The organism is Dysosmobacter segnis, assembly GCF_014297285.1.
Taxonomy (GTDB): domain Bacteria; phylum Bacillota; class Clostridia; order Oscillospirales; family Oscillospiraceae; genus Oscillibacter; species Oscillibacter segnis.
This window is the reverse complement of sequence record NZ_JACOQI010000013.1, coordinates 18881-33369: the sequence shown is the minus strand read 5'-3', so window position 1 is coordinate 33369 and position 14489 is coordinate 18881. Positions and strand designations below refer to the sequence as shown.

Genomic DNA, 14489 nt, shown 5'->3' with positions numbered 1-14489 from the left:
CTTCCGATGTTGTCAGGAATGATCCGTTTTCCATTTCTCAATAAATCATTCTACAACATAAAAAGGAGATCATCTTATGTCTCGTATCTATACCGCCGCCGATCAGTTGATCGGCCATACCCCTTTGCTGGAGCTGACCCATCTGGAACAGGAATTTGGTCTGAAGGCCAGAATCGTGGCCAAGCTGGAATATTTCAATCCCGCCGGCAGCGTGAAAGACCGCATTGCCAAGGCCATGATCGATGACGCTGAGGCCAAGGGCCTTTTGAAGCCCGGTTCTGTCATCATTGAGCCCACCAGCGGCAACACCGGTATCGGTCTGGCCTCCGTAGCCGCCGCCCGGGGCTACCGGATCATCATCGTCATGCCGGAAACCATGAGCGTGGAGCGCCGTCAGATCATGAAGGCCTACGGCGCGGAGCTGGTTCTCTCCGAAGGCTTCCAGGGCATGAAGGGCGCCATTGCCAAGGCCAACGAGCTGGCAAAGGAGATTCCAAACAGCTTCATTCCCGGTCAGTTCGTAAATCCCGCCAACCCCAAGGCCCATTTTGAGACCACCGGCCCGGAGATCTGGGCGGATACGGACGGTCAGGTGGATGCGTTCGTAGCCGGCGTAGGCACCGGCGGCACCCTGACCGGTGTGGGTCAGTTTCTCAAGAGCAAAAATCCCGCTGTGAAGGTGGTGGCCGTGGAGCCTAAGAGCTCTCCCGTCCTCAGCGAGGGCCACGGCGGCGCTCACAAGATCCAGGGCATCGGCGCAGGTTTTGTCCCCGATGTGCTGGACACCAAGGTGTATGACGAGATCATCCCCGTGGAAAATGAGGACGCCTTCGCCACCGGCAAGCTGATCGGCAAGCGGGAGGGCGTGCTGGTCGGCATCTCCTCCGGCGCCGCTGTATGGGCCGCCGTGCAGCTGGCCAAACGGCCGGAATTTGAAGGCAAGACCATTGCCGTTCTTCTGCCAGATACCGGCGACCGCTATCTCTCCACTCCGCTGTTTCAGGATTGATTTTTCTTCTCTTTTCCTTTTTCTTCTCTGATCCTCTCTCTTAAATAATGGAGAAGCGCCGTGGCTGAGCTGCGGCGCTTATCCATATATCGGTAAAAAACACCGGCGGTCTGATGACCGCCGGTATCGTTTATTCGCTGATGTCGCGGGTGGCGTAGGCGTTCAGGTCCATGCCCGCCGTATGACCCGCCAGATATTCGTAATACCCCTGTGCACCGATCATGGCACCGTTGTCGCCACACCACCGCAGCGGCGGCAGATACAACCGGCAGCCGGCTTTTTCGCAGGCCCGCTCCAAGTCCGCCCGGATGACGGAGTTGGCCGCCACGCCGCCGGCGGCGACGATGACGGTGCGGCCGGACTGCTTTGCGGCTTCCATGACGCGGGGGACCAGCGTATCGCTGACAGCCTGGGCGAAGTCTCGTGCCAGTGCCGGGGCATCCAGCGGCTCGCCCACCTGCTCGGCGTGATGGGCCAGATTCACCACAGCCGTTTTCAGACCGGAAAAGCTCATATCCAGCGGGGCACCCTCCACATGGGAATGGGGCAGGGTGTAGACGCCGCCTCTGGACTGCTGGGCCAGCTTGTCCATAGGCGCGCCGCCGGGGTAAGGCAGACCCAGCACCCGGGCCGCTTTGTCAAAGCATTCCCCCGCAGCGTCGTCCCGGGTCGCACCCAAAATTTCCAGATCCGTATAATCCCGGACGTCCACGATCATTGTGTTGCCCCCGGAGATGGCCAGTGCCAAAAAGGGCGGCTCCAGCTCCGGGAAAGCCAAGTAGTTGGCGGCGATATGGCCCCGGACATGGTGCACCGGGATCAGAGGCACTCCCAGACCGTAGGCCACGGATTTAGCAAAGCTCAAGCCCACCAGCACGGCCCCGATAAGTCCGGGGGCGTAGGTGACGGCCACGGCGTCAATGTCCTGCCGGGTGCAGCCGGCGTCCGCCAAGGCTTTTTCTGTCAGGGCCGCGATCACTTCAACATGCTTGCGGGAGGCCAGCTCCGGTACCACGCCGCCGTACAGAGCGTGGAGGTCCGCCTGAGAGGCAATGGCATCGGACAACACCCGCCGTCCGTCCTCCACCACTGCCACGGCGGTCTCGTCGCAGGAGGATTCAAAGGCTAAAATCTTCATAGCAATGCTTCTTTCTCCAAAAGATCGGCGTTCTCCGCCTTACTGCTGCCAGGGCACCTTTGGCCCCGGCGCCGCCTTGGGATCAAAGGGGATGCGGACATACTTGTGGTACTTGTCCGCAGAAAATGTATTCTCGTAAACGAACCGGTGCTCTTCCATCAGCGCAGCGTCATCCACCGGGCCGCCGGCGAGATACAGGGTCTTGTAGTGGACGCCGAACATCTCCGTATCATACCCGGCGGTCCGCAGACCGCACCGGGCATAGAACCCCAACCGCCGCCGGGCCATCTCCGGGTCCGGCGCGTCCTCCGGAGCCTCCGATTCACCGAAGATCACCGTGCCCGCCTCCCGCTCCCGCAGCTTTTCCAGGATGGATGCACCGACGCCGCCGTTGCGGCGGATACTGGAAACACACAGGTAATCCAGCAGTGCCCAGCCGGGATGTCCCAGCCAGAGGAATGCTTCGCCTACGATATTGTCTCCGTCAAACAGGCAGTAGGGCTTGTACCAGCCCTCCGCCCAACTCTTCTCAATATTCCGCAGGGGTTTTAATTCCGCTGTGGGAAACGCTTCCTTCAGGTCCCGGTCATAAATCGTCCTCAGTTGTTCAACTGACGGGATTCTCAGTTCCATGCTGTTCAAACTCCCTTGTCATAATGATGGCATCCTCCCGGGGATGCTCATAGTAATTCTTGCGCCGGCCCACGCCCCGGAAGCCCCGGCTGCCGTACAGGGCGATGGCGGGGTAGTTGGAGGCCCGGACTTCCAGCGTCAGAAACGCCAGATGGTTGGCCTGAGCAAAGTCAAGAAACACTTGCAGCAGCTTTCCGGCAACGCCCTGCTTCCGGCAGTCCGGCCGGACGGCCACATTGGTGATATAACCCTCGTCCAGCACCGCCTGCAAACCGGCGTAGCCTGCTACCTTATCGTTGTCATCCAGCGCCACAAGGAATGCGGACAGGTAGTTGTCCAGTTCCTCCGCCAGCATATTCCGGCTCCACGGCGTAGAAAAGCAGATCCGTTCCAGCTCTGCTACCTCGTCCAGATGGTCCGCCGTCATAGGCACGATGCGGACATGCAGATTTTTCTCTTCCATCGTATGTTACTCCTTATCCCTTAGCTTCCAGCCAGTTGCGGCCCCAGTGGGCCTCCGCCGTCAGGGGGACGGACAGGTGGGCCACCTGCTCCATTTCCTCCTCCAGCAGCTTTGCCGCGGCCTCCGCCTGCGGCTCCGGGCACTCCACGATCAGCTCATCGTGAACCTGCAAGACCAGTTTGGCCTCCGGCAGTTCCCGTTTCAGCCGCTTTTCCACGGCCACCATAGCCAGCTTCATAATGTCCGCCGCCGTGCCCTGAATGGGCATATTCAGCGCCACCCGCTCCCCGAAGGAGCGCATATTGAAATTGGAGGAGCGGATCTCCGGCAGCTCCCGCCGCCGGTGGAACAGCGTCTCCACATACCCCTGCTCCTTGGCCTTTGCCACCACATCATCCATATACTTCCGCACACCGGGGAAGGTGGCGAAATAGGCCTCCATATACGCCTTGGCCTCCGCCACCGTCACGCCGATGTCCTGACTGAGGGAAAAGGCGGAGATGCCGTAGACAATGCCGAAGTTCACGGCTTTCGCCCGGCGGCGCATCTCGTGGGTCACATCGCCGGGGGCCACATGGAACACCTGAGCCGCCGTGGCAGTGTGGATGTCCGCGCCGGTGGTGAACGCCGCCTGCATGGCCGCGTCCCCGGAGATGTGGGCCAGCAGCCGCAATTCAATTTGGGAGTAGTCCGCATCCACCAGAACGCAGCCCTCTGCCGGAATGAACATCCGGCGAATTTCGCTGCCAAGGTCCGTCCGGGTGGGAATGTTCTGCAAATTCGGCTCCGTGGAGCTGAGCCGCCCGGTGGCGGTAACGGTCATCTGGAACCGGGTGCGGATGCGCCCGTCCGGGTCCATGGCCTTCAAAAGTCCCTCGGCATAGGTGGACTTCAACTTTGCGTACTGTCGGTATTCCAGCACCGCCCCCACGATAGGGGCCTCGTAGCGCAGCTTTTCCAGCACGTCGGCATTGGTGGACCAGCCGGTTTTCGTTTTCTTGCCGTGGGGCAGGCCCAGCTTGCCGAATAAAATTTCTCCCAGCTGCTTGGGGGAGTTGATGTTGAATTCCTCCCCGGCCATGTTGTAAATGCCCTGCTCCAGAGCGGCAGCCTTTTCGGAGAGCATCTCCCCGAAGGACACCAGCGCCCCCTTGTCCACCCGGCAGCCAGCCAGTTCCATTTCCGCCAGCACCCGGCACAGCGGCAGCTCCGCCGTGGCGTACAGATCCCAGAGGTCCAGCTCCTTCAACTTGGGGGCCAGCACTCCGTACAGGGCGTCCACGGCGCTGGTGTAGCTGTGGAAGGCAGCCTCCGCCGCCGTCACATCCCCCAGCAAGGAGAAGGCATCCGGTTCCAGATGGACCGGCTTTACCAGCTCCGTGTGGAAATACCCGGCGAACAGCTGACCGATTTCATATTTGCCGCTGGTGGCATCCGCCAGATAGGCAGCCAGGGCCGTGTCGAATATGAAGCCCTCGGCGTTCAGGCCGTTTTCCAGCAGGGTCCGGGTCAGGTCCTTCACATTGTGGCTCACTTTTTTAATGTCGGCGGCGAACAGGGCGTTCAGCAGCGCGTTCCAGTCACCGGTGTAGCGCTCGAAGAAAAATTCCGCCGACAGGGCGGTATCCGCCCCGGTATCGCAGTCCGCAATGACCCCGGAGAGGTCCGGCAGGGCCAGCACCGTCACATGATCCGCCTTGCGGAACAGTTCCAGCACCTCCCGGGCACGGGATTCCTCCGTGATCCGCTCCGCCGTCACGGTGACGTCCGGCGCGGCATCCGCCGGAGCCGTTTCCTCTGGACGCAGGCCCATTTTTTCAATCAGCTTGGAAAATTCCAGCTTCAAAAACAGGGGATACGCCGCCGGTGTCGGCTCCTGCACCCGGTTTTCCGCCGGGTCGAAGGACAGCGGCGCATCAGTGACAATGGTGGCCAGCCAGTAGGAATGGCGGGCTGCGTCCTCTCCCGCCGTCAGCTTTTTGATGGCGGCGGGCTTGGCGTCGATATCCGGAAGCTTTTCATAAATGGCGTCCACGCTGCCATATTTTTGAATAAGGTCCATGGCGGTCTTTTCTCCCACCCCCGGTACGCCGGGGATATTGTCGGAGGTGTCTCCCATGAGGGCCTTCAGGTCGATCATGTGGATGGGTTCAAAGCCGTACTGCGCCCGGAAAGTCTCCGGGGTCATATCCTTGGTGGTGGTCTGGCCCATGCGGGTGGACACCAGCTTCACCTTGGTGCGATCGGTGATGAGCTGAAGGGAATCCTTGTCTCCTGTCACCACCACGCAGTCCCAGCCCGCCGCCTCGCATTTCCGGGAAATGGTGCCGATCAGGTCATCGGCCTCCCACCCCTCCATTTCATAGCGGGGGATGTTCAGGGTATCCAGCACCTCTTTCAGCACCGGCACCTGCATCCGCAATTCCTCCGGCATGGGCTTCCGGGTGGCCTTGTACGCCTCGTCCGCCTTGTGACGGAAGGTAGGGGCATGGAGGTCGAAGGTGACGCACAGGGCATCCGGCCGTTCTTCCTCTTTCAGGCGCAGCAACGTGGTGAGAAAGCCGAACACGGCGTGGGTGTACAGCCCTTCCCGGTTAGTCAGGGGGCGGATGCCGTAATAGGCCCGGTTGATGATGGAGTTGCCGTCAATGACCATGCACTTCATGGAAAAACCTCCGGATTTTTTTGACATAGTTAAGTTTATTATAGCCTCTTTTCCGCTGTTTCGCAATGGATTTCCCGCGAAAAACCGGTTGAGACGCCCGGTTTCCCCCGCCTGTCAAATTCTGCCGAAAATCCGGATAAAATTTCGGCGGGAAACCGCCGTCTCTTCTATGGACAAATCAGGTTTTTTCAAGTATACTGCTCCCAAGAACAACAGATATTACATTTCGTTATGTCTGCTATAAGCAATTCCGATTTCTGTTAAATTTATAGAAGGAGTGGTACTATGCCGGAAAGCTATGCTGGAAAGATCAACCGAAAGCTGCTGAAAAAGCAGCGGATCATCGCGGCCGCCGCCGGGCGGGAGCCTGCGGATCTGGTGCTGAAAAACGCCACCTTTGTCAACGTGTTCTCCAATGAACTGTCCACCATGGACATTGCCGTGGCGGAAGGTCTGATCGTGGGCATGGGAAGCTATCAAGGCCGGTCTGAGGTGGACTGCACCGGCAAGATCGTTCTCCCCGGTTTCCTGGACGCCCACATTCATCTGGAAAGCTCCTTGGTCAGTCCCACGGAGTTCGTGAAGGCCGTCCTGCCTCACGGAACCACCACGGTGGTAACGGATCCCCACGAGATCGCTAACGTCATGGGCACCGACGGCATCGAGTATATGCTGCAGGCCACAGAGGATCTGCCGGTAGACGTGCGGTTCATGCTGCCCTCCTGCGTCCCCGCCACGCCGCTGGACGAGTCCGGGGCCATTCTGGACTATCGGGCCATCGACAGCTTCTATGACCATCCCAGAGTACAGGGCCTTGCGGAGATGATGAACTTTGTGGGCGCCATCAACGGCGACGAGCAGACCGTGGAGAAGATCGTGGCGGCACAGGCCCACCACAAGAAGATCGACGGCCACGCCCCGGACCTTCAGGGCAACGACCTCAACGCCTACATCGCCGCCGGCGTCTACTCCGACCACGAGTGCCATGATGTGAAGGACGCCATCGCCAAGCTGGAGCGGGGCCAGTTCATCATGATCCGTGAGGGGACCGCTGCCCGGAACCTGGAGGCATTGATGCCCCTGCTCACCGGCAAGTATGCTGACCGCTGCATGTTCTGCACAGACGATAAGCACCCCAATGACCTGCTGGAAAAGGGCCACATCGACTATATCGTGAAGAAGGCCATCTCTCTGGGGGCCGACCCCATCACCGCAGTCAAGGTGGCCTGCCACAACGCCGCCCGGTACTTCCTGCTGAACAACCGGGGCGGCATTTCCCCCGGCTATCTGGCAGACTTCGTCATTATCGACAATTTCCAGGACTTCAACATCGAGCAGGTCTACAAGAAGGGCGTTCTCATGGTGGATCACGGCGAGATCCAGGATTTCCCATCCCCGGAGATCGAGCCGTATCTGGTGGAGCGGGCTCACAAGACCTTCCATGTGGCGGCCCTCACCGCCGAGGACTTCGCCGAGAAGCGTCCCCGGGGCATCATCGGTATGGTGGACGGCGAGATCACCACGGTGGACGCCGGGTACTCTGACCGTATCGATGTGGAATATGATGTGCTGAAGATCGCCGTTGTGGAACGGCACAAGAACACCCATCACATCGGCATCGGCTACATTCAGGGCTACGGCCTGAAATCCGGCGCGGTAGCCACCTCCATCTCCCACGATTCCCACAACATCATCGTGGTGGGCACCAACGAGATGGATATGGCCGCCGCCGTCAACCGGGTAGTGGAGCTGAACGGCGGCATCGTGGTGTGGGACGGCGGACAGAGCGTGGCGGAGGTGCCTCTGGCCATCGCCGGCATCATGAGCGACGAGCCGCTGGTCACGGTGAACGAAAAGCTGGAAACCGCCAAGGATGCCGCCCACAAGCTGGGCGTGAACCCCGGCATCGATCCCTTCATGACTCTGAGCTTCATGGCCCTGCCGGTGATTCCCTCCCTCCGCATCACCACCCGGGGCGTGTTCGATGTGACCACCCAGAGCTACGTTTAAATAGTCATATAAAAACCGGCTTCCGTAAAACGGAAGCCGATTTTTATGTATATGAAGCACCCTCCTGTCCCGTATCACCGGTAGAACCGATGGCAGCCGATGGTCTGCTGATAGGGTCGGTTGGCGTTGATCCACGTCCCCTGCGATAGAGCCGGGGCGTAGAAATACAGGGCGGAGCCGACAACATTTTCCCCGTCCAGCGCCCGCTTGGCGGCCTCCACCGACTGTGAGGTAGGCGGCAGATAGACCCGCCCGTTGCTCACCGGCTCGAACTGCACCGCGTCCTTCCGGTCGAAAATAACGCCCTCCACAGTATTAGGAAAGCTGCCGTTCCTGACCCGGTTCAAAATCACATTGCCTACGGCGATCTGCCCGGCCATGGACTCCGCGCCGCTTTCGGCGCAGATGATCCGGGACAGCCAGTACAATTCCCCGGCATCGTAGGCCGCACCGGGAGAGGTCACTGCCGCGCCCCCCAGATAGGGATCCCACTCCACCTGACAGTCAAGGGCCTCCCCCACCAGCCGCAGAGGGACATAGGTAACGCCGTTTTCCACCGTGACCCGGCCCCGGACAGTTTTTTCGTCGACGGTGACGGTATCCGCCGCCGGGTCCGCCCAAAGATGGGTGTCATCAGAGGCAGCTGCGGCCCGGCCCGTGGCTTCGTCCCACCAGACGTCCCACGCCCCCATCGTATTCAGCAAGGCCCGGAGGGGCACATAGGTCACGCCCCGCTCCACATAGGCGGACACGGCGATAGGTTTTCCGTCGATCTGCACCGGTACGCTCCGCTGGGCAGCTTTGGCAGGGACCGTCAGTGCTGCACAGAGGACCGCAGCGGTCAGCAGGCGCTTGCAGGCTCGTCGTTTCATGGTTGTTCCGTCCTTTCCTTTTTGTAACCGTTTTGTAACTTTATTGTAGCGGAACCCACCAACAGGAAACAACCCTCAATATCTGGAAACCACGGCAGAGAATTCCAACCGGGCGCACAGGACTGTGTTTTCACCGCCGCCGAACGTTGACTTTTCTCCCCGGCGGGGCTACAATAAGGACCATCAAATAGTTCATGCAAAGGAGCTGTTTTTATGCTGTTTTCCGACCGTCCCCGCACCCACTATGAAAAAACGCTGGCCCACGAGGTCATCTGCCAGCTGCGCTTTCCCACCATTCTCTCCATCAACAATGTGGAGCCTGCCGATTTTCAGGAGCGTATCCGGGAGGATTTTCCCCAGTACGCCCGGAAGCAGGACGTTCTGCCTCCCCAGATCGTCAACGGTAAGCCAGAGCCTCAGCCTCCCGTCACCAACTACCACTTCCTCTCTCAGGACGGCAGATGGAAGCTGAATCTCACCAAGGACTTCATCGCCCTGTCCACGCTGTCCTACCCCGGCTGGGAGGAATTTGCCCGGATGCTGGATAAGCCTCTGGCGGCGTTCATCCAGCTCTACAAGCCCGCCTATTTTCAGAGGGTGGGTCTGCGGTATCTCAACATCGTCTCCCGCACCGCCCTTGATCTGGAGGATGTCTCCTGGCGGGAACTGTTCACTCCGGCCTATCTGGGCCCCATGGCGGAAGCTGATCTGGCGGAGGACCGGGTCGTCAACTGCGCCTGCGACACGCAGTTCAAGCTGGATTCCAGCTGCACCGCCAAGATCCACGCCGGTATCGGCCGCTTGAAGACCAACATTCCCAACGCGCCTCAGGACCCGGAGGTGAAGTTCATTTTCGACATGGACCTCTCCATGGGCGGCAACACCGCCTGCGGTCTGGCCGCCGCCGCGCTGGAAACCCTCCACGGTCACTCCTCCCGGGTATTCGAGGGGGCCATCACCGACCGTCTGCGAGATGCCATGGGCCGGTAAGCCGCTTCCGTGTTTTTGACAGAAAAACGATTTGATCCTCTGCTGTTCTTCCCGGAACAGCAGAGGATCTTCTCTCGTCATTTTTTGCAGGAACAGCCCGTAAAACTTTCATATTTGTTTAAAAATACACTGGACGGCTGAACTGTGATTTGATAAGATAAAGCATAAAATTTCCTCCGGCACAGAGAATTTGAAAGGAGCCTATCCCATGCTGAACAATGAATACTGCAAGCGCGTCTATGAGCAGATCCTGGCCCGTGACCCGGATCAGAAGGAGTTTCATCAGGCGGTCTATGAAGTTCTGGAGGGTCTGGAGCCCATGGTGGAACGCCGCCCCGAGTTGGAGAAGAACGGCATTCTGGAACGGTTCGTGGAGCCGGAGCGTGTTGTCACCTTCCGGGTGCCCTGGACCGACGATGCCGGTCAGGTCCATGTGAACCGTGGCTACCGGGTACAGTTCAACTCCGCCATCGGCCCCTACAAGGGCGGCCTGCGGTTCCACCCCACGGTGAACCTGTCCATCCTGAAATTCTTAGGCTTTGAGCAGATCCTGAAGAACAGCCTCACCGGCCTGCCCATCGGCGGCGGCAAGGGCGGCAGCGACTTTGACCCCAAGGGCAAGTCTGACGCCGAGGTCATGCGCTTCTGCCAGAGCTTTATGTCGGAGCTGTACCGTCACATTGGCCAGTTTACCGATGTGCCCGCCGGTGATATCGGCGTGGGTGCACGGGAGGTCGGCTATCTCTTCGGCCAGTACAAGCGGCTGAAAAACGCCAGCGAGGCCGCTGTGCTCACCGGCAAGGGCCTGACCTTCGGCGGTTCTCTCACCCGGACCGAGGCCACCGGCTATGGTCTGTGCTACCTCACCGCCGAAATGCTCAAGACCCTGAAAAATGACAGCTTTTCCGGCAAGACCGTGGTAATTTCCGGCAGCGGCAACGTGGCTATCTTCGCTTGTGAGAAGGCCACCGCCCTTGGCGCCAAGGTGGTGGCCATGAGCGACTCCAACGGCTATATCCACGATCCCGACGGCATCAAGCTGGATATCATCAAGGACATCAAGCTGGTGAAGCGGGGCCGCATCAAGGAATACGCCGCTCAGGTCCCCGGCAGCACCTATACCGAGGGCTTCCGCGGCATCTGGACCATCCCCTGCGACATCGCCTTGCCCTGCGCCACTCAGAATGAGATCACCGCCGCTGAGGCGGAGGAGATCGTCAAGGGCGGTGCCATAGCGGTGGCCGAGGGCGCCAATATGCCCTCTACTCCCGAGGCCATTGCCATCTTCCAGAAGGCCGGTCTGCTGTTCGCTCCGGCCAAGGCAGCCAACGCCGGCGGCGTGGCAGTCAGCGCGCTGGAGATGAGCCAGAACTCCATGCGCTACTCCTGGACCTTTGAGGAAGTGGACGCCAAGCTTCAGGGCATCATGGTGAACATCTTCCACAATATCAACAACGCCGCCAAGGAATACGGCATGGAAGGCAATCTGGTGGCCGGTGCCAACCTGGCGGGCTTCAAGAAGGTCTCCGAGGCCATGATCGCACAGGGCGTGGTGTGAGCCCACGTACCCCTTTAAAAATTTCATCGAAAAAGCCAACCGGGAGAGGACTGTTGTCCTCTCCCGGTTCAGCGTGTCGAAAAGGTCTTTTCGCCCCGCTGAGCAAGTTTTCAGAACTTTATAAAAGTTCTGAAAACTTAGAATTTTAATGACGTAGGACACCCCTCTTGGGTTTCCCGCGCACACCCTTCCTTACCGTCACGGAGAATTTACTACTTTATCGACAATCTCAACCGGGAGTGGCAGCGCCGCTCCCGGTTGGTTTACGATATTCAGTTTCGCCGTTCCCAGCGCCGCAGACGGTTCCCCCGCCAGGTGGAGGGCACGAACAGCAGCAGCATGGGGAAGATCTCCAACCGGCCCGCCAGCATATCAAAGCTCAGCAGCAGCTTGGCCCACGGCGCAAAGGCGGAGAAGTTCCCCGTGGGGCCTACCATGCCTAAGCCGGGACCGATGTTGTTGATACAGGCGCTCAGCGCCGTGAAGGTGGACAGCAGGTCAAAGCCGTTCAGACTCAGCAGCAGCCACGACACGGCGTACAGCAGCATATATACAGAGAAATAGGCCTGTACGCCCCGGACCTGCTTCTCCGGCATGGCCCGGCCCTCCATCCGCACGTTGACAACGGCGTTGGGGTGGATCATTTTCCGCATATCCATAAAGGCAGCCTTCACCAACGTCACCACACGGGTGACCTTCAGGCCACCGCCGGTGGAACCGGCGCAGCCGCCCACGAACATCAGCAGCACCAGCACCGTCTTGGCATAGCCAGGCCACTGGTCAAAATCCACTGTAGCATAGCCGGTGGTGGTGATGATGGAGGACACCTGAAAAAAGGCGTGGCGCAGAGAAGTCCCCACCGCGCCGTACAGATGGCGGATATTGGCCGCGATGGTAACGGTGGAAAAGGCCACGATGCCCAGATACGCCCACAGTTCCTCGGACTTGGCCACGTCCCGGAAGCGGCGCATCAGCAGGAAGTAATACAGATTGAAGTTGATGCCGAAGGCCAGCATCCCGATACCTGTAACAACGTCGATATATGCGCTGTTGTAGGCTCCCACGCTGGCGTTCCGGCTGGAAAAGCCGCCGGTACCGGCAGCACCGAAGGCGTGGACGCTGGCATCGAAAAGGTCCATGCCGCCCAGAAGCAGCAGTCCGATCATCACCAGCGTCATGACAAAATACATACCATAGAGGATCTTGGCGGTATCGCTCATGCGGCTGACCAGCTTGCCCGCCGTAGGCCCCGGCATCTCTGCCCGGAGGATATGCATGGTGTGGCCGTCGCTCATAGGCAGGATCGCCATGACGAACACCAGCACGCCCATGCCACCGACCCAATGGGTAAAGCTACGCCACAACAGGCCGCCCCGGCTGAGGGGCTCCACCGCCGTCAGGATTGAGGCGCCTGTGGTGGTAAAGCCGGAGACCGTTTCAAAAAAAGCGTCTATATAGTTGGGAATGTCCCCGGAGAGCACAAAGGGCAATGCACCAAAAGCGGACATCAGCAGCCACACCAGCGCCACGGCGGCAAAGCCGTCCTTGGCATAGAGTGCGGTGCGTTCCGGCTTCCGCAGGCTCAGTGCTCCGCCGATGGCCGCCAAAACCAGCATGGTGGCCAGCCACGGCATCAGGGGTTCCCCGTACAGCAGTGCCGTCAGCAGCGGAAGGGCCAGCAGTCCCGCCTCCACCATCAAGATCCGCCCCAGCAAAAAGCCGATCATTCGTGTGTTCATAGTCTACCCTCTTATCCTTGCCGCAGAATATCCCGCAGCTCCTGCAAGGCCGTGTCCTGGGTGACCACGATCACATCGTCCCCGGCCCGAATGGTATCGTTGCCGCCGGGAATGACGATCTCGCCGTCCCGCCGGACGATGCCCGCGATCAGGACACCGCTCCGCAGCTTCAGCTCCCGCAGCGGCACGTTCACCAGATCGGGGTCCCGGTCCACATGGAATTCCAAGGCCTCCACCGCGCCCTCCACCAATCGGTGGAGGGTCTTGATCTGAGAACCGGCGGCGCCCTCCATGGCCCGGACATACTGCACGATCAGCTCCGTGGTCACGTCCCGGGCAGAAACCACGCTGTCAATGATCCCTTCACTGCTGACCAGATCCATCAGGGACCGGCGGTTGATCTTCGCCACCACCTTGCACTGCTCCGTCTGCCGTGAGGCACACATGGCCATGAGAATATTGGCTTCGTCAAGCCCCGTCAGGGCTACAAAGGCGTCTGTATGGTCGATGCCCTCTTCCGCCAGCAGCTCGCTGTCGGTGCCGTCTCCCATAATGACCAGCGCCCGGGGCAGCTGCTCGCTCATCTGGGCACAGCGGGCCTCGTTCTGGTCGACAATCTTCACGCTCATGCCCATGTGCATCAGCTCGTCCGCCAGATAGTAGCACATTTTGCTGGCACCCACGATCATAACCGTGGACGCCTTCTTTCTGAAAACACCCAGATACTGGAAAAACGCGGACAGGTGGTCCGGCGCGGCGGTGACATAGATCTTGTCTCCGGTCTTCAGTTCAAAATCACCGGAGGGAATGGTAGTCTGTCCCTTCCGGGACACGGCGCAGATCAGAACTCTGGCCCGGGCGTTCCGATAAATGTCCAGCAGCCGCACGCCGTTCAGGGCGGACCCCTCCGGCAGTCGGTATTCCACCAGTTCTAAGCGGCCCTTGGAGAAGGATTCCAGCTTCATGGCCGCCGGGAACCGCAGCACACGGGCGATCTCGTGGGCCGCTGCCTTCTCTGGATTGATGGACATGGTGAGGCCCAGCTCGCCCCGCATGAAGCGGAGCTGCGTCTCGTACTCCGGGTTGCGGATGCGGGCGATGGTGTGGGCAACGCCCAGCTTTTTCGCCACCAGGCAGGCCAGAATATTGATCTCGTCACTGGAGGTGGTGGCGATCAGCAGATCCGCCTTGCCTACCTCCGCCTCCTTCTGGACCTCATAGCTGGCTCCGTTGCCGCAGACGCCCATAACGTCATAGACATTGATGATATTTTCTATGAGCTTGGGTTCCTGGTCGATGACCGTAACCCGGTGCTCCCGGATAAGCTGGGCGGTCAGGCTGGTGCCTACCTTACCCGCGCCCACAACAATGATCCGCATAGTGCTCCTTTCCGGCGCATTGCGCCGTCCCAC

Annotated in this window: 11 protein-coding genes; 4 read left to right on the top strand and 7 right to left on the bottom strand. The window is 59.8% G+C overall.

The window, feature by feature from the left end; all coding sequences use genetic code 11:
- Positions 1-76 precede the first annotated feature (76 nt).
- Complete coding sequence (cysK, locus tag H8Z83_RS12615) at positions 77-1009, top strand: cysteine synthase A (protein WP_187015377.1); 933 nt, start codon at positions 77-79, stop codon at positions 1007-1009.
- A 130-nt stretch (positions 1010-1139) separates the two neighbouring features.
- Here cysK and tsaD read toward each other — a convergent pair whose 3' ends face one another.
- From tsaD to polA, 4 genes are read right to left on the bottom strand one after another with little or no spacing between them, the layout of a single operon-like run.
- Positions 1140-2147 (bottom strand): tRNA (adenosine(37)-N6)-threonylcarbamoyltransferase complex transferase subunit TsaD, encoded by a 1008-nt coding sequence (gene tsaD, locus H8Z83_RS12610; RefSeq protein WP_187015376.1) that lies wholly within the window; start codon positions 2145-2147, stop codon positions 1140-1142.
- Between the two features lie 39 nt (positions 2148-2186).
- Positions 2187-2780, bottom strand: coding sequence for a GNAT family N-acetyltransferase (locus tag H8Z83_RS12605; protein WP_187015375.1), 594 nt, complete (start codon positions 2778-2780; stop codon positions 2187-2189).
- Positions 2755-3243 carry a ribosomal protein S18-alanine N-acetyltransferase gene (gene rimI, locus H8Z83_RS12600; protein WP_187015374.1) on the bottom strand — a complete coding sequence of 163 codons (489 nt, stop codon included), beginning with the start codon at positions 3241-3243 and terminating at the stop codon, positions 2755-2757. The genes H8Z83_RS12605 and rimI overlap by 26 nt, the downstream gene beginning before the upstream one ends.
- A gap of 13 nt (positions 3244-3256) precedes the next feature.
- Complete coding sequence (gene polA, locus H8Z83_RS12595) at positions 3257-5908, bottom strand: DNA polymerase I (protein WP_187015373.1); 2652 nt, start codon at positions 5906-5908, stop codon at positions 3257-3259.
- 285 nt (positions 5909-6193) lie between these two features.
- Between polA and ade the strand changes: the two genes are divergently transcribed.
- Positions 6194-7918 carry an adenine deaminase gene (gene ade, locus H8Z83_RS12590; RefSeq protein WP_187015372.1) on the top strand — a complete coding sequence of 575 codons (1725 nt, stop codon included), beginning with the start codon at positions 6194-6196 and terminating at the stop codon, positions 7916-7918.
- Positions 7919-7992: 74 nt separating this feature from the next.
- Here ade and H8Z83_RS12585 read toward each other — a convergent pair whose 3' ends face one another.
- Positions 7993-8790 (bottom strand): cell wall hydrolase, encoded by a 798-nt coding sequence (locus tag H8Z83_RS12585; protein WP_187015371.1) that lies wholly within the window; start codon positions 8788-8790, stop codon positions 7993-7995.
- 213 nt (positions 8791-9003) lie between these two features.
- On the opposite strand from H8Z83_RS12585, the gene H8Z83_RS12580 reads away from it, so the two are divergent.
- Complete coding sequence (locus H8Z83_RS12580; RefSeq protein WP_187015370.1) at positions 9004-9780, top strand: TIGR04255 family protein; 777 nt, start codon at positions 9004-9006, stop codon at positions 9778-9780.
- Positions 9781-9988: 208 nt separating this feature from the next.
- Positions 9989-11338 carry an NADP-specific glutamate dehydrogenase gene (gdhA, locus tag H8Z83_RS12575; protein ID WP_187015369.1) on the top strand — a complete coding sequence of 450 codons (1350 nt, stop codon included), beginning with the start codon at positions 9989-9991 and terminating at the stop codon, positions 11336-11338.
- A gap of 272 nt (positions 11339-11610) precedes the next feature.
- On the opposite strand, the gene H8Z83_RS12570 is transcribed toward gdhA, so the two are convergent.
- Together H8Z83_RS12570 and trkA are read right to left on the bottom strand one after the other, a co-directional pair.
- Positions 11611-13077, bottom strand: coding sequence for a TrkH family potassium uptake protein (locus H8Z83_RS12570; protein WP_187015368.1), 1467 nt, complete (start codon positions 13075-13077; stop codon positions 11611-11613).
- A gap of 11 nt (positions 13078-13088) precedes the next feature.
- Entirely contained in the window at positions 13089-14456 is a 1368-nt protein-coding gene (trkA, locus tag H8Z83_RS12565; protein WP_187015367.1) for a Trk system potassium transporter TrkA, read from the bottom strand.
- Positions 14457-14489 lie beyond the last annotated feature (33 nt).